Genomic DNA, 16,786 nt, shown 5'->3' on the forward strand with positions numbered 1-16,786 from the left:
GTTTCAAGGGATTTTTTAATATCGATGGGAGGAAATCCAATATGAAAATCGTCGTGCTGGACGGATATCGACTAAATCCCGGCGATTTGAGTTGGGATGAATTAATCAAACTGGGTGAAGTAATTATATTTGATCGTACCTCTGATGATAAGATTCTGGAGCGCGCTCAAGGAGCGCAGCTGCTGCTGACCAACAAGACACCCCTGTGTGCAGCTACGATGCAGCAACTGCCGGATTTACAATATATCGGCGTCCTTGCAACAGGCTACGATGTGATTGATGTAAAAGCGTCAACCTCCCAACAAGTGGTTGTTACGAATGTGCCAAGCTATGGAACCGATTCTGTCGCTCAATTTGTTTTTGCCCAATTGTTTGAGCTCTGCCATCAGGTCGGACAACATGCAAGATCTGTACGACAGGGGGCATGGTCGGCAAACCCGGATTGGTGTTATTGGGACACGCCGTTAGTTGAACTGGCTGGTAAAACGATGGGGATTATCGGCGCGGGGCGGATAGGCATGCAGACTGCTCGAATCGCTCATGCAATTGGGATGAAAGTAATCGCTATGAATGGAAAAAAGGAAACCGATCGAGAAGTTCCTTTTGACGGCTTTCGATGGGTTGCCAGGGATCAGCTCTTCCGTGATTCAGACGTCATCAGCCTGCATTGTCCACTGACGGCAGAGACAGAATTCATGATTAATAAAACACATTTAGGTTTGATGAAGCCTAACGCGTTTCTCATTAACGTCGCCCGTGGGAAGCTGGTGAACGAGATCGATCTTGCTCATGCATTGAATGAGCGAAGAATTGCCGGAGCTGCGCTTGATGTACTTTCCACGGAGCCTCCTGCATCAGAAAATCCGTTGCTTCATGCACCCAATTGTATCATTACCCCGCATATCGCTTGGGCAACAAGGGAAGCCCGTGGCAGACTGCTGGATATAGCTGTGGATAATGTGCGATCTTTTCTGGATGGAAAGCCTCAAAACGTTGTTAATTGCGGGCAGTGTTACTCAGCGACCCAATAAACCGAAAATTGAAAGGATATAGGTGAACCCGAAATGTTGACATTAGAGCAATTTAAAGGAATTATTCCGGCGCTGATTACGCCTTATGATCATGAGGGCAGGATCAGCGAGTCAGCCACACGCAAGCTTGTTCGTCATCTGCTGGATAATCAGGTGGACGGCTTTTATTTAAGCGGAAGCACGGGTGAAGGGTTTCTTCAGACGGCACGTGAACGCGAGTCGTTTCTCGAAATCGTAGTAGACGAGGTTCAAGGCGTTGTACCTGTTATCGCGCATGTTGGAGCGATGGACACGGCTACCTGCATCGAGCTTACGAAGCACGCTGCACGATCCGGTGCAGATGCAGTATCATCAGTAGCGCCGTTTTATTACAAGCATGGTCAAGAGCAAGTGCGAGGGCATTATCTCGATATTGCTGCAGCTGCCGACATTCCGCTCATTATTTACCATTTTCCTGCGATGACGGGGGTACAATCGACCGTACGGTTTTATGAGGAGCTCTCCAAGGTAGAGAACATAATTGGGGTCAAATTTACATCCAAGGATACGTTCGAGCTTCAACAATTGATTGAAGCCTGTGGTCCCCAATTTCGCGTGTTTAACGGACCGGATGAGTGCTTGTTGGCGGGGTTGGCGCTTGGCTGCTGCGGTGCTATTGGGAGTACATATAACATCATGCCGAAATTATTCATCGAGCTGTACCGTACATTCCAAATTGGGGATTTGATAGCGGCCCGTGCATTGCAAGCCAAAGCGAATAGTGTGATCGCGGAGCTGATAAAGTACGATTTCATCGCTTTTGAAAGGGAAGTCTTGCATTTACAAGGCATTGAAGTCGGAGCGCCGAGAAAACCGATCCAGCAATTGTCTATGGAGGAGCGGTTGCAAATCCGACAGTTTGCACAACAGTATGATTTCTTGAAGGTAGCTACCAATATCGGATGATAAATGATATAAAATAAATTTCTTATCAAGCACACCTAAGGTGTGCTACTTTTACCATATAGGAAGAATAAGGATTTCCCCACAAGGGCGATATGCGTATATTTCGACTACATATGGAAAGGTGCGTCAGGATGCGAAAACAATGGTTTTACCGATTGCTTTTGTCATATCTTCCGATATTCGTCGTAGCTTCCTCCATCGTTGTACTCATTTCCATTATGACGGTACGATTAACGATTGGGAATGAAGCTAACCGGGTAAATGAGGTAGCAACGAAGCAAATGCTTCAAAGCGTTGATGACTCGCTGCGTTCCATCGATCAATTAATCGTCAAAGAAATACTTAACAGCGTGACCTTTGATAAATTTTTCGATCCTGCGAAGGAAACGAACAAATATTTGGATTCGATTGAAATGAGTGAACGAATTCGAAATATTATTCACGCCACGCCGCTGATCGACTCGCTATATTTGTACCGTTTCAGAGATCAAATCGTGTTGACGAGAGATGAACGAATTTCGATCGATCAATTCCCGGATCGAGACTTTCTGATCGATGTCATTCATCATCATTCCAAGTCGAAATGGTCCGATTTACGAAAAGTCTCGGAAATAAATGCATATTCGAACGAAACCGTGACCCGCAACGTATTGACGCTGACCAGCAAAGTCCCGACCATTTCCGGTGGACAAGGGCTTATCGTCGTCAATGTTCGTCCATATGCGATTGAATCGATGATCGAGCAAATGGCTAACGCCCAATACAGTCATCTTGACTTTGTAGATAAAGCGAATGTTTCTATTGCTTCATTTGGAGAGCGTGAAGATGCGGCCGAGGCGAAAAAAATCCATTCCTTTTCGGTCTCTTCGGAATATACGGGATGGCGTATGTATAGTTCGGTAAACAACTCGAAGGTATATGGCTTCAGTTCGACTATTTTTTATGTTTGTTACGGTTTGTGGCTGCTTGTCATCGCATTCGGCGCATATTGGATTTATGCGATCACCCGCAAAAACTACAAACCGATCGAAGCGTTGACAGATCGTTTGGAGCGCTTTAAATCGCAAAAAAGCATAGAGCTGCTTGGAGGCGAGAAAAGAAACGATTTCGATTTTATTGAAGAGGCCATCGACCAACTGATCGATCAATTCGATGGTCAACAGCTGCTGCGGAAGGAAAATATAAAATATCGCAATACCAAGCTGTTTCTAAATCTGCTTGAAGGCAATATCGTCAATAGAGACGATGAGTTCATCGCAACCCTGTTTGAACAACATGATCAAGCACGTGTTGCTTTGGTTGAAATCGATCGTTATTCCAGCTTTATGGCGCGATATAATAAGCGTGATCAATTTTTATTGAAATACGCCATTTTACGCGTATGCCAAGAGGTCGCGGAGGAGCATCACGTTCGGGTATGGACAGAATGGATACAGGGAAACCATATGGTTGTTTTGTTTCAATCAGGCAATCCGAGCTCTAAAGTTGAAGCGATTACGCAAGAGGTATGCGAATGGATACAAGGAAACCTAGATATGACCATTACCATCGGTATCGGCTCGTTAGCACAGGAAATCCATGAAATTGCTGACTCCTATAAGACGGCTATACACGCCGTCAAAATGAAGTTCAAGTTCGGCAGCAATCGAATCATCTCCGCGGATCATATTCAGCATCTGAAGGAAGAGGAACTGATCGTACAGCCGCAATCCCTTCGTAGTATCGCCCAAACCTTTCGGCAGGGGGATTCTGGATGGACGATAAAAATTCAAGAGTTTGTACAGCAGACGTCGGAAGCCAGCCTGTCCAAAGATAGCGTTCTTAACCTGTTGAAGCTCATTTTGTTCTCCATGGATCGAGAAATGAGTGAGACGGCCTCCGATCTCAAGGCGATTTGGAAGAGAGGATTAGACTCCCTAAATGAGGGTTTGGAGCCACTAGAGACGGAGGCCGAGCTGTATCCGTATTTCTATGCACAATTGACCGCCATCTTTGATGCAATGAACAAACGTAAGGAAGAGGATTCTCAAACAGCTTTGATCTATAAAATTAAAGCTTTCTTGGATGAGCATTATGATGATACGGATCTTTCCATGACAGGAATTGGGGATCTGTTTCAAATCAACCCTAGCTTTATGAGCAGGATTTTCAAAGAAGAGATCGGAATGAATATGATGGATTACCTTGTCATGGCAAGAGTCGAGAGGGCGAAGCAGCTGCTTAAAGAAACCCGAGATACGGTTCAAATCATCGCGGGTCAGGTTGGGTACCAGCATACGATTTCATTTATCCGTGTTTTCAAAAAGTCGACAGGACTTACGCCTGGGGAATACAGGAAAATATCGTCAGAAATTCCATGAACACGGTCCCTACAAGCGTATTTACGGATCAGTCTATACAGTAAAAAAAGGTACATTAGGCTTCACTCTACTTTCGAAGATGGCTTCGGAAGGCCGGAGTGGAGCCTTTTTTTACGTCGGATCTATTGAGAAAAAAGGTGTATATTGTGCCAGAACGCGGTTCTCCGTTATATTGGGGACACTTCAACCAACGATCCTGCATAAATGGGCAAGCAAAATGAAAATGAAGGGGTTAACAAAATGAAAATGGCAGCCGTGGCAGAGAAAAAACACATCCCTACAAACACGGAGCGAAGGAAATTATGGAAATCGAATATTCCCCTTTGGATCTTGTTCCTACCTGTATTGATCTACTTCATCGTATTCAAATATATACCGATTGGGGGGATCATCATTGCTTTCAAGGATTACAATCTCCGTGAAGGCATCTGGAACAGCCCATGGGCCGGATTTACCTATTTCGAAATGCTGTGGAGCAGCCCGGACTTTATGAGGGTGTTCCGCAACACGTTATTAATCAGCATACTTGGCTTTGTAATCGGGTTTCCTTTTCCCATCCTACTCGCCATCCTGTTAAACGAGATTCGTAGAAGATGGTACAAAAAGGTCGTACAAACCTTGGTGTATTTGCCGCACTTTTTATCGATGGTTATCATCACCGGTGTAATTGTAACGATATTTTCCTCCAGCGGAGCGATGAATGGGTTTCTGCATGCGGTGATGGGCATGGAGGAACCGTTTCCTTTCTTATATAAAATCCCGAGCTGGCTAGCCATCTATTTCGGCTCAGGCATTTGGCAGGAAGCCGGATTCTCCGCCATCATTTACTTGGCTGCATTATCCTCGCTCAGTCCTTCTTTATATGAAGCAGCCGCTATAGACGGAGCACCAAAGTGGAGACAAGTGTGGCACATTACGCTGCCGGGGATTCGCTCCACGATTATCGTGATGTTCATTCTGCAAATGGGTAAGCTGATCGATGTCGGGTTCGATAAGGTGTATATGTTGTCCAATCCGGCCGTTTCCGAGGTGGGCGATGTCATTTCGACGTTTGTGTACCGCGTGGGACTTCAGGGGGGCCAATTTAGTTTTACGGCGGCGGTCGGACTTTTCGAGTCGGTTATCGGTCTAGTTCTTGTACTGACGGCCAATACGATAGCCCGCAAATTTGACCAAGGGTTGTTCTGAATTTACGAGGGGGTACACAGGAATGAGACCTACACCAAGCGAAAAAATATTTTACGGATTCAATGCATTATTTTTGGGGCTATGGGCGTTAACCGCATTAGTTCCTCTTCTTCATATCGTATCGCTGTCGTTCAGCAGCAATCACGCGATTTTGGCCGGCAAAGTGTTTATATGGCCTGTGGAATTCAGCTTTGACTCCTACAACGCTTTGTTGAAAGGAACGCGTGTGCCCGATGCTTTTGTGAACAGCCTGATCATTACCAGCGTCGGTGTGGCACTAAATATGCTTTTTACGATATTAGCGGCGTACCCGTTATCGAAGAGGTATTTTATCGGGCGGCGTTTCATGACGATGTTGATCATCTTCACGATGCTGTTCTCCGGGGGGATTATACCTAGTTATTTATTAGTGAAGTCGCTCGGGTTGATCGATTCTTATTGGGCAATCTGGCTTCCCAGTCTTGTCAGCGCTTACAATATGCTGATTATGAAAACATTCTTTGAGAACGTTCCTGAGGAATTGCTAGATTCGGCCCGGATGGATGGATGTGGTGAATGGAGATTAGCGGTTCAAATCGTGCTGCCGTTATCCGCTCCCGTATTAGCGACCCTGGCTTTATTTTACGGAGTGAGTCACTGGAACTCGTTCATGAATGTACTCATCTATATTAATGATTCAAGTAAGTATAATCTTTCCGTTCTCATTCAGCAGATGGTTGCACAATCGAGTCTGATGAACGAGCTTCAAAATTTACAGGAAGCGGATAGGCAAATGTTGACGCCGGAATCGATTCGCTCCGCGGGAATGACCGTGATGTTAATCCCGATGATCGTCGTGTATCCGCTTCTTCAAAAGCATTTCGTGAAGGGGGTGTTGATCGGCGCAATAAAGGGATAAGATTAGCGTGATGTTTTGAGAAGAAAAAAATAGGAGGTCAAGGTAAGCAAATGAAAAGGAAGATCGTATGGAAAATTGCCATCGTCGGTATGCTTGCGATCATCGTTGCAGGGTGCGCTAAAGGGGATCAGAACGGCAGCGGAAGCACCAAGGGCGATAAATCGAAGCCACAGATTACAATCTCTGCGTACGATGCAGGCAATACACCTCCGGAAGAAGGAACGATTGAGAAGAATAGATGGGTGACCTGGATGTCCGAGAACGGCCCGGCCCAGATTAAAGTCATCGGTATACCGAGAACAGAGTCCGTTCAAAAATTCAATACATTGTTCGCCTCGGACTCCGCTCCTGATCTGATTCAGGAATTTAGCGGCGCGTTCCGCAATCAATTATATGATCAAAAATTAATTCTGCCTGTCGACGAATTCATTGAGAAATATAGTACGACTTACAAAGAGCTGCTCGAACAATATCCTGCATTAAAGAAAGCAGCTACGATGCCTGATGGGAAAATGTACGGGTTCGGACGGATTAACGGTTTGCGACCGCATAATGTGTTGATGGTCAGATCGGATTGGCTCAAAAAGCTGAACCTTTCCGTACCTCAAACGCCAGAAGAGCTTATCCTCGTCTTAAAAGCATTTCGCGATCAGGATCCGGACGGCAACGGTAAAAAAGATACCATTGCGCTTGATATGGGTTCCCGGTCCATCCAGGTCCTCGACAGTATGTTCGGCAACGTAGGCTGGACGATTTCCGATGACAAGATGGTCTGGGATTGGGAAAGGGCCAAAGCGGCTGCTGCGTTCAAGAAGCAATTATATGATGAAGGGTTAATCGACAAAGATTATTTAACGAAAAAGGGATCCGGATACATGGGACTGTATGCGCAGGAAATGATCGCCGGAAAAATCGGGATGTGGGGTACGAGTGTGCATCAATCCGATATTGAAACATTTAAAGCCCTGAAAAAAGCCGATCCGAATGCGGAGCTACAAGTCATTCCGCTTCCTGCGACTGTATTCGGGCAGTTCAGCCCGATCTTGTCCAACCCGGTTCAAATTACCGGCATGATCAATGCAAATGCCAACCATCCGGAAGCGGTTATGGAGTATGTTGATTTTATGGCATCCAAGGAAACAGGCCAGACTTTGAAATATGGAATCAAGGGTGAAGACTGGAAGGAAGGTGAGAATGGCTGCCAACAGTTCATCGATAAAGAAAAAACCGATCCGAAGATTAAATATACGGCAGCCTATACGATGCTATTTTCGCCGATTGTAGAAGGTTCTTGCGGACAGTTCCAGGCATCGTTGAATCCAAATGACCCGATTGAGAAGCAATACCTGGAGCTTATGAAGCAGGCGTACGAGATCTATTTAGACGAGAAGCATCCGATGCCTGACTTTACGCACCCGGAACATATTCCGGCCATGCCAGGGCAACTACAAACATCGTTTAACAATGCGACTAAAAATATAGGGGATATTTGGACTAAAGCTGTCATATCCGGACATTCTTACTCAATTGATCAAGCATTTCAGGATGCCAAAAGCACGTGGGATAAAAACGATGGAAAAAATATTGAAGAATGGTATGCCAAGTGGTATCAGGACAACAAAACAAAAGCCTTTTTTACGAAAGACTTTTACGAGTTCAAACTAAAATTCTAAGGGGTAACTAATGTGAATGCAGGATGGATAGGTTCGCTACTAACGTCCTGCTTTTCATTGAACAGGAGGACATGCAAACGATGAGGAATAAAGCGATCCGATACTGTACGGTGGCGGGCGCCGGACCTAATAATCCGCGCAATGATACGGCTAGTATCGTTCAGCTCAAGGACGGCAGCCTGCTTCTTGTTTGGCATAAATACGAGAATAACATCGAGGGAGGGAGCGATTTTGGTCTCTGCCGCATTCATGCCAAAATTTCGAGAGACGATGGGATCACATGGGGCGAGGAAACCCTGCTTGTGGACGTAGAGCCTGGCGACCATAATGTGCAGGCGCCCGGGGTGACCCGATTGCCTTCCGGTGAACTGCTGCTTCATTGTGTGCGCGGTCATCAAGGAGGCAGCAGCTCGACGATGTGCTTATTCCGTTCCTCAGATGAGGGGAAAACCTGGAACGATGCAGGCACCATATGGAACCGAAGTAACGGACAATGGATTCAGGGAGGCGCCAATCAGATGAACGTCTTGTCGAATGGTCGATTGCTTCTGCCATTTCACTTCGGAACGGGCCATCAGGGGAGCCAGCATAATACCGTTGCTTGCTATCTAAGCGATGATGAGGGCAACAGCTGGAGAAGGTCAAGCGGAACGGTCAACTTGCCGATGCGCGGCGCCATGGAGGCGTCGGTAGCAGAGTTGCCTTCCGGACAGCTGATCATGTCGCTTCGAACACAGCTAGGATCGGTGTTCTTGTCCTTCTCCGATGATAGCGGCGAAACATGGTCATTACCTCAAACCTCAGGACTCAGAGCCCCGGAATCATGCTCTTGCCTAAGACTTATTCCCGGCACCAACAACTTGGTTATATTTTATAATGATAGCTGCTACGATCCTGCAAGACACCATTATGGACTGCGTACCCCGTTAACCGCCGCCGTATCGAGCGATGATGGGATCACATGGATGAAATTGGGAGACATTGAGACCGGACCATTCGAATTTATGAATTTGAATTGTACGTTTACCCATTCGGGGAAAGCGCTGCTGACTTATACGAAAGTGGAGGACCCGCAAATCACCCAACAGGACATATCGCTGCCCTTCCAAAGGACGGGAATGGATCTGATGCTGGCTAATATCGAGCGGGGATGGTTTGATGACCTTTGCCTTACAAAGGAGGGATTACGTTGAGAATACGATACGACCGTTTTCCTGGCGGAAGAATGAAAGCGGTCACATTAAGCTACGACGATGGTAGGGAAAATGATCGTATGCTTGTGGCCAAAATGAACGACTACGGCTTGAAAGGCGCCTTTCATCTCAACTCGGGCTTTTTTGGAAAGCCCGGTTATATTAACGCCGAAGAGGTCTCGACGCTGTATGCCGGGCAAGAAGTATCTTCCCATACGGCAGCCCATCCGCATCTGGATCTAATTCCTCCGGACCGTATGGTTATGGAGATCATGGAAGATCGAAATGCGCTGGAGGAACTTACCGGATGTCCTGTTCGCGGCATGAGCTATCCGTATGGTTCCTGGAATGAACGGGTTGTGTCGGCATTGCCCGGCCTCGGCATTGAGTATGCCCGGACGACGAACAGTACTCATACCTTTGCCATGCCGTCCGATTTCCTGCAATGGCATCCTACTTGCCATCACAAGCAAATGCTGGAGTTCGGAGAGAAGTTTCTCTCTGATACGCCGAGGCATGCACGAATGGCTCTATTCTATGTGTGGGGACATAGCTATGAGTTTGATAGAGATCGGAATTGGAACATCCTCGAACAGTTTGGTGAGTTAGTAGGACGGCACAGCGACATCTGGTATGCTACGAATTCTGAAATTATCGCTTACATGAACGCATTACGCCAGCTCCGCTGTTCCGTGTCCGGTCATATCCTACATAACCCGTCAGCTATGTCTGTGTGGATCGAAGTGGAAGAAACGGCGATCGAAATAAGACCTGGAGAGATCAAGAACCTAAATGCAGACTGATCGCTTTCAAATCTTAATAGAGGAGTGATTGTATTTGACACCTATTACATGGAAAAGATCCGTCATTCTATCTTTATTTGTTATTGTCAGCTTATTCGTGACTAGCGGAGGTTCTTCAATTTACGCGCTTGAAAACAATGATGATGTGACCCAGATTCCAATACAGGCCGATACGTATGTGAATGCAGGATCTCTTGCAAATACAAATTATGGTACGGATCCGATGCTTCAGGTGAGAACGTGGTCAAGTGATCCGAATTATACCAGGGAATCCTACATGAAATTTGACCTAAGCTCTTATTCGGGGGAAGTAGGATCGGTAACGCTAAACGTGTATGCAGCAGTAATTAATACGAACGGCAGTCCGTTGGCCTTTCAATTGTACGGGGTGGAGGACGATACGTGGACAGAGAACAGGGTAACCTGGAACGAAAAGCCGGTCATTGACCATTATTTGGCCAATGTAAATGTAGGTTTGACATGGAAATGGATTCAGGTGGACGTGACTTCCTTTGTGAAGGCACAGCTTGCCTCCGATCAGGTTGCCAGCTTCGGGTTGACCCAAGCTGCCCAAAATGGAGCGTTAATCCATATCAACAGTAAAGAAAACGCAGTCAATCAGCCTTATTTATCTCTATCAAATAGACGCGTTGATCCATCGGCGCCAAGTTGGCCCTCCGACGCAAGTGTTGTGATTGAAAATTTAGGCGAGAGCGGTTTGGATTTGAAATGGTCGGAAACGCAGTCACCAGAAAATACGGACAGTTACCAAATATTTCAAAATGGAAAGTCCAAAGCAACTGTAACAAGTGATACGTACCATATTCCGATCCAGGATTTAGATATCGGCAGTACGTACACCTTCAAGATCGAGGCCGGAAATAGTCAAGATAAGTGGAGCCATGATGGCCCGTATGTAACCGTGAACGTTCCAAAAACCGAGCTAAAGCAAATGAAAATTGGAAATGTGTTCAATGAGAATGAACCGATCCATTTCAAAGTAGCAACACTGCTGCCTAGCGTTACGTGGTCTGCTTATGATATGCAGGGCGCCAAGATGTCCGAAGGTACAGCATACAATGACCGGGGGAATGCCATTATCAACGTCCCCTACACGAAACGCGGCTACTTTAAGCTCCGGGCAACGGCGGAATCGTCAGATCAACAAACATCGGTACCATTGGAAACATCGTTTGCCGTTCTGTCGCCTTATGATTTTACGGCTGTAGCGGATTCGCCTTTCGGGATGGCGACTCATCTGCATCGGGGACAAACGAATACGATCCCGATCATTCAACAGGCAGGCGTTAAATCGGTTCGGGATGGCATCGAATGGCATGCGATCGAAAAATCAAAGGAAGTGTACACGTTCAACCCCGTGCCGGATAACTATATGGCGCAGCTCAAAGAGCAAGGTATCGATATGCTGTTTGTCTCTGGATATAACAACCCTTTTTACGACAACAATGGTACGCCATACACCGACCAAGGTCGTGAAGGTTTCGCCAACTATGCCGAAGCTTACGTAGATTCCTACAAAGATCAGCTGATCGCGATGGAGGCCTACAATGAATTTCATGGCTCGTTCGGCAAAAGAGGCAACAGTCCTGCCAACTCCCGGCCTGACTATTATTTTAAATTATTGAAAAAAACGTATGAGACGGTCAAAGCCAGCCACCCTGAATTCCCGGTCTATGGCATTGTCGCCTCTGAAGATGCAGTGAGCTGGATCGAGGAAGTGTTCAAACTGGGCGGGCTGCAGTACATGGACGCAGTTACATTGCATCCTTACCTGTACCCGAATGAGCCGGAAAGCTTGACAGAATCCCTCGATCAAATCAAGGCATTAATTCGCCAATATAATAACGGTCAAGATAAACCGATTTGGATCACGGAATTCGGTTATCCAACCCATAAGTCCGTGAATGGCGTTGATGAAATCATACAGGCAAATTATTTGGTTCGCTACTATGTGTCGGCAATTTCAAGCGGAGTCGAAAAAATATACTGGTACGATATGGTGAATGACGGAGTTCGTAATGACTACAACGAAGATAATTTCGGCCTGCTCCGCAATGCGGCTGACCCGCTCGGCGCATTCACTCCGAAACCGGCATATGCCGCATACGCTGTGATGACAAGAGAGCTTACAAATTGGCAATTTCACGAGGAAGAGTCGTTGGAACCCGACCTCAAAAGTTACCTATTTATGGATGGTGGACAAAACAACAAGCGGGTCGTATGGTCGCTCGAACCTGTGTCGGCTGTGATCAAGACGAATCAGTCCGTTGAGATTACGGATATGATGGGTAATACGCGGACGTATGCGCCAACGAACGGTCATATTTATGTAACCTTGACGGGAGAGCCTATCTACATCAAAGGAAATATCCAAACGATAAATAAGGATGCAACATTTACCGTTTCTGGTGGAGGTGCTCTATCAGGCGAGCCTGTGACCTTTCAGGTTGAAATGAACAACACAACAGCTCAAACGCTTGACTTCATATTGGAGGTAGAAGATCAATCTTATGCGTTGAATGCTGCCCCTGGTCAGACCAAGCTGCAGTCAGTGGTTGTGAACGGGTTAGATGAAACTGGAACACGGATCGTCAAGGGAGTTCTGAAGTCTGGCGGGCAAGCCATCGGGCTGCTGCAGTACGCCGCTGCTGTAGATTCTTCCGAAACGCTTCAAATTCGTCCGGTAATGAACGGTAACGAGCCGCTAAGTCAATCGATTAAAGTCCAAATCCGAAATCACTCAAAGATCAACGCCTTGCCTGTTCATCGTATAGATTGGCAGCTTGGTGCATTATTGGGCAATCAGGAAGTGAATCAAGTGCTGCAACCTGATTCGATAGGGACGTTTGATATCGCACTGCAAAATTTTGAACTAGGAAAAAGTTTCACGGCAAACATTAAAGTAGCTTATGGAAACAACAAAACCTATGTCTATAAAGGCAATATTGATTTCAATCCGGTTTATAGCGGAACACTTAACGTTGACGGCAATCCCGATCCGCTTATTGTTGCGAAGGCGCCGACCATCGATCTATCCAAAGGCAACGTGAAGATGAGCGGCTACCAAGGGGCCGATGATTTGAGCGGCTCCGTATGGTTGAATTACGACAACGACTATTTTTATTTGACTGCAAAAGTTAAGGATAACATTCATGCTTACCCAGCAACTGATGTGAACATGTGGAACAACGACAGCATCCAATTCGCCATTTCGAATGGTTTGCCCGGAGAGGATTCGAACTATTATGAATACGGGATTTCTCAAACAGCGGCAGGATCGCAAATTTATCGCTGGATTGCGCCTATAGGGATTGCAAAGGGATGGGTCTTAAACGGAGAGGTTCGAGTAGCAAGAGACGAAGCCCAGAAGCTGACGACTTATGAATTGGCATTGCCTTGGTCGGAATTAGCCCCAATCACGACAGAGAGTGGAGTATTCAACTTTTCATTGCTAGTGAATGATAACGACGGAAATCAGCGAAAAGGGTATATCGAATGGGGCGGCGGAATTGGGGATGGCAAAGCGCCAAGTAAATTCCGATCGATGCAATGGATTCAGGAATAGGCTGGTAACGCGAATCAACTCCGTCTCTTATGGGACGGAGTTTTTTGGCTTTTAAATACAGACGTAACCACTTGCAGCCGCAAAACCGGCTTTGTATTTTAAGGCATTTTTTATCTGTAGAAATAGCAAATCGGATCGACTGATCTTTTTCATATAGGGCAGGTTATAGACATATGTTCAAAATACGATTTTAGGGCGAATTGTGAAAACAAGTAAATAAATGAAAGGCAGGAACAGCTAACGCTGCACCTGCCTTCTTGGCATTGCTGAATGGCAGAAATCACGGGAAAGATGGATCAGATTTGCTTATCACCGATCTTCTGGCCAATCCAGGCTTCGTAAACTTTTACAACAGAGGATAAGTCCTCATCCCCATAACCTTCGGTCTGGCCAGCCTGGAACAGACTTTTGGCCAAATTTAACATGGGAGCTGGAATCCCGGAATTGTCCGTTAGAGATGAGGCCAGCTTCAAATCCTTCAGCATGAGAGAGAGTGAAAACTGGTTCGTGAAATCATGCTCGATGATTTTGCGGCCTTTGAGTTCGGCTGCTTTGCTTCCTGCTGAACCTAGCTGCACCAGTTCGAGGAAGCTGTCCACAGGCAAACCCGATTTGGCGGCGATGGCAAAACCTTCGGCAAGTGCCAGGTTGTTGATGCCGACGATCGCATTATGGGCGATTTTGGCTACGGCACCGCTGCCGTTGGGTCCCATGTACAGGATCTTCTTGCCCATAATTTCGAAAAGGTCGCGGCATTTCTCAAGGATGTCCGCATGACCTCCTATCATGAAGACAAGCGATCCGTCAATGGCGGCTGGAGAGCTTCCGGTTACAGGAGCGTCAAGGAAGCTTCCTCCCCGCTCCTGAACCTTCGCCGCCGTCTGCTTTACAAGCACAGGGGAGATCGTGCTGCAATCGATCACGATTGCGCCGGACTGAAGCCCAGAGAGAACACCCTCGGAACCGTCGTATACGGCTTCTATCGATTGGTCATTGCTTACCATTGTAATGACGATATCGGTGGATGCCGCCGCTTCCTTAGGAGATGCGGCCTGCTTGGCACCTTGACTAACGAGAGGAGCGCACTTTGAAGCAGTACGATTGTACACTGTGACTTCATAGCCTGCTTTCAGCAAGTTTGCAGCCATTGGCGCGCCCATTGTTCCCAAGCCGATAAAACCTATTTTATTCATGATTGTCCACCTCTTTTTAAGTATCTGCAAACCTACTTGTATTTTAACATGTTGGCAGGAAGGGTGCATAATGTGCCCTTGTGTTCATACAGGTTTTACAGTATCCTATTTTTAAGTTGTTTTAGTAGTTGTTCAAAAAGCTCGCTTTGGATAAAAAAAACCGATCAAAGTCACTCAAGGCTGAGCGACAGCGATGCGAGTACAGGTTTTCTTGCGAATAGAGTTTCATTAGCCATGCTGATAACGAATAAACTCTATCTCTATCACAAAGTGAACAGGCAGCTATTTGGCATCGAATCTTGAATTTAGCCGGGCCTAAGCGAATGCCTACGAAGTTATGTTTCCTCCGGAAACATCTCAGGTGCTCATGTACCCACTTCGTATGTCTCATCCTCAAGCCCTAGCTTTATCCAACCTTCTCGGTGCTGAGAACTCGATCTTTTTGAACTTCTATTTAAGAGGTTGTCACTTTTATTTAAGAGGACTAATGACTATCATTACCTCTTGTGGATAGGCAGTGCGATAAATATATAGATGGAGGTTTGTTTCAGATGAGTAAAAAAGTAACGTTTGATTACAGTAACGCTTTGGAATTCGTAGGACAGCATGAGATTGATTATTTTGCTGAACCCATTCGTCTTGCTCATGAGCAGCTACATAAGGGTACAGGTGCAGGCTCCGATTATCTTGGCTGGATTAACCTGCCTACCGAGTATGACAAAGAGGAATTTGCCCGCATCAAGAAGGCGGCAGCCAAAATTCAAAATGATTCCGAAGTATTGATCGTAATCGGCATCGGTGGTTCTTATCTCGGCGCACGCGCTGCGATTGAATCTTTGTCGCATTCCTTCTACAACTTACTTCCTAAAGATAAACGCAAAACTCCTGAAATCTATTTTGCAGGTAACAATATTAGCTCCACTTATGTAAATCATTTGCTTGACCTGATCGATGGCAAGGATTTCTCCGTGAATGTCATCTCCAAATCCGGTACGACGACAGAGCCGGCGATTGCTTTCCGCATTTTCCGTGCAGCACTGGAGAAGAAATACGGCAAGGAAGAAGCCCGCAAGCGCATCTACGCAACGACAGACCGCGAGAAGGGCGCGCTCAAGAAGCTCTCGAACGAAGAAGGTTATGAATCCTTCGTTATTCCCGATGATGTAGGTGGTCGTTATTCCGTGCTTACTCCGGTTGGTTTGCTTCCGATTGCCGTTGCTGGCATCGATATCGATGCGATGATGCAAGGCGCAGCTGACGCAGCGAAGGAATACAGCAATCCGAACGTAGCTGAGAATGAGAGCTACCAATACGCTGCCGTGCGTAATGCATTGTATCGCAAAGGCAAAGTAACCGAAATTCTCGTCAACTACGAGCCGTCCTTGCACTACGTATCCGAGTGGTGGAAGCAGCTCTACGGCGAGAGTGAAGGTAAAGATTATAAAGGCATTTTCCCAGCGGCAGTTGATTTCTCTACAGATCTGCATTCCATGGGACAATTCATTCAAGAGGGCAACCGCAACATCTTTGAGACGGTGATTCAAGTTACTGAAGTATCGAGTCACATCGCGATCGAATCCGATCCGGACGATCTTGATGGATTGAACTTCCTCGCAGGCAAGACGATGGATTTCGTGAACAAGAAGGCGTTCCAAGGAACCTTGCTCGCCCATACCGATGGTCAGGTGCCTAACCTGGTCGTTAATGTAGAGGATATGACTCCATATTCTTTCGGTTACCTCGTATACTTCTTTGAAAAAGCTTGCGGCATCAGCGGTTACCTGTCAGGCGTAAATCCATTCGATCAGCCAGGCGTTGAAGCTTACAAGAAGAACATGTTTGCGCTTCTTGGCAAGCCGGGCTATGAGAAAGAAAAAGCAGCTCTGGAAGCAAGACTGTCCGAATAAGATTACGAC

The 16,786-nt window shown here is 46.4% G+C and carries 11 protein-coding genes; 10 read left to right on the forward strand and 1 reads right to left on the reverse strand.

Annotated features, from left to right (window positions below; genetic code table 11):
• Positions 1-41 precede the first annotated feature (41 nt).
• From BN1360_RS11735 to BN1360_RS11775, 9 genes are all read left to right on the forward strand, one after another.
• Positions 42-1,031: a D-2-hydroxyacid dehydrogenase gene (locus tag BN1360_RS11735; RefSeq protein ID WP_068780045.1), complete on the forward strand. Its 990-nt coding sequence runs from the start codon at positions 42-44 to the stop codon at positions 1,029-1,031.
• 33 nt (positions 1,032-1,064) lie between these two features.
• Positions 1,065-1,976 carry a dihydrodipicolinate synthase family protein gene (locus tag BN1360_RS11740; protein ID WP_068780046.1) on the forward strand — a complete coding sequence of 304 codons (912 nt, stop codon included), beginning with the start codon at positions 1,065-1,067 and terminating at the stop codon, positions 1,974-1,976.
• A 131-nt stretch (positions 1,977-2,107) separates the two neighbouring features.
• Positions 2,108-4,336 (forward strand): helix-turn-helix domain-containing protein, encoded by a 2,229-nt coding sequence (locus BN1360_RS11745; protein ID WP_068780047.1) that lies wholly within the window; start codon positions 2,108-2,110, stop codon positions 4,334-4,336.
• 204 nt (positions 4,337-4,540) lie between these two features.
• The gene (locus BN1360_RS11750; RefSeq protein WP_082790034.1) at positions 4,541-5,524 is read left to right on the forward strand and encodes an ABC transporter permease; all 984 of its coding nucleotides are present in this window, start codon (positions 4,541-4,543) and stop codon (positions 5,522-5,524) included.
• A gap of 22 nt (positions 5,525-5,546) precedes the next feature.
• Positions 5,547-6,422, forward strand: a complete 876-nt coding sequence (locus BN1360_RS11755) for a carbohydrate ABC transporter permease (RefSeq protein WP_068780048.1) — start codon at positions 5,547-5,549, stop codon at positions 6,420-6,422.
• Between the two features lie 50 nt (positions 6,423-6,472).
• Positions 6,473-8,095: an extracellular solute-binding protein gene (locus BN1360_RS11760; protein WP_068780049.1), complete on the forward strand. Its 1,623-nt coding sequence runs from the start codon at positions 6,473-6,475 to the stop codon at positions 8,093-8,095.
• Positions 8,096-8,175: 80 nt separating this feature from the next.
• Positions 8,176-9,288, forward strand: coding sequence for a sialidase family protein (locus BN1360_RS11765; protein WP_068780050.1), 1,113 nt, complete (start codon positions 8,176-8,178; stop codon positions 9,286-9,288).
• Entirely contained in the window at positions 9,285-10,091 is an 807-nt protein-coding gene (locus BN1360_RS11770; protein WP_068780051.1) for a polysaccharide deacetylase family protein, read from the forward strand. The genes BN1360_RS11765 and BN1360_RS11770 overlap by 4 nt, the downstream gene beginning before the upstream one ends.
• Before the next feature lie 34 nt (positions 10,092-10,125).
• Positions 10,126-13,677, forward strand: a complete 3,552-nt coding sequence (locus BN1360_RS11775) for a CBM96 family carbohydrate-binding protein (RefSeq protein ID WP_068780052.1) — start codon at positions 10,126-10,128, stop codon at positions 13,675-13,677.
• Positions 13,678-13,973: 296 nt separating this feature from the next.
• Here BN1360_RS11775 and BN1360_RS11780 read toward each other — a convergent pair whose 3' ends face one another.
• Positions 13,974-14,870: an NAD(P)-dependent oxidoreductase gene (locus tag BN1360_RS11780; protein WP_068780053.1), complete on the reverse strand. Its 897-nt coding sequence runs from the start codon at positions 14,868-14,870 to the stop codon at positions 13,974-13,976.
• A gap of 551 nt (positions 14,871-15,421) precedes the next feature.
• Here BN1360_RS11780 and BN1360_RS11785 point away from each other — a divergent pair.
• The gene (locus BN1360_RS11785; protein ID WP_068780054.1) at positions 15,422-16,777 is read left to right on the forward strand and encodes a glucose-6-phosphate isomerase; all 1,356 of its coding nucleotides are present in this window, start codon (positions 15,422-15,424) and stop codon (positions 16,775-16,777) included.
• The last annotated feature ends 9 nt before the right edge of the window (positions 16,778-16,786 follow it).

This window comes from Paenibacillus sp. GM2 (genome assembly GCF_900069005.2).
GTDB lineage: Bacteria > Bacillota > Bacilli > Paenibacillales > Paenibacillaceae > Fontibacillus.

Bases quoted from the DNA above. Each gene is read 5' to 3' on its own strand.
- BN1360_RS11735 (WP_068780045.1), top strand. From the start codon at position 42: ATGAAAATCGTCGTGCTGGACGGATATCGACTAAATCCCGGCGATTTG.
- BN1360_RS11740 (WP_068780046.1), top strand. From the start codon at position 1,065: ATGTTGACATTAGAGCAATTTAAAGGAATTATTCCGGCGCTGATTACG.
- BN1360_RS11745 (WP_068780047.1), top strand. From the start codon at position 2,108: ATGCGAAAACAATGGTTTTACCGATTGCTTTTGTCATATCTTCCGATA.
- BN1360_RS11750 (WP_082790034.1), top strand. From the start codon at position 4,541: ATGGGCAAGCAAAATGAAAATGAAGGGGTTAACAAAATGAAAATGGCA.
- BN1360_RS11755 (WP_068780048.1), top strand. From the start codon at position 5,547: ATGAGACCTACACCAAGCGAAAAAATATTTTACGGATTCAATGCATTA.
- BN1360_RS11760 (WP_068780049.1), top strand. From the start codon at position 6,473: ATGAAAAGGAAGATCGTATGGAAAATTGCCATCGTCGGTATGCTTGCG.
- BN1360_RS11765 (WP_068780050.1), top strand. From the start codon at position 8,176: ATGAGGAATAAAGCGATCCGATACTGTACGGTGGCGGGCGCCGGACCT.
- BN1360_RS11780 (WP_068780053.1), bottom strand. From the start codon at position 14,870: ATGAATAAAATAGGTTTTATCGGCTTGGGAACAATGGGCGCGCCAATG.
- BN1360_RS11785 (WP_068780054.1), top strand. From the start codon at position 15,422: ATGAGTAAAAAAGTAACGTTTGATTACAGTAACGCTTTGGAATTCGTA.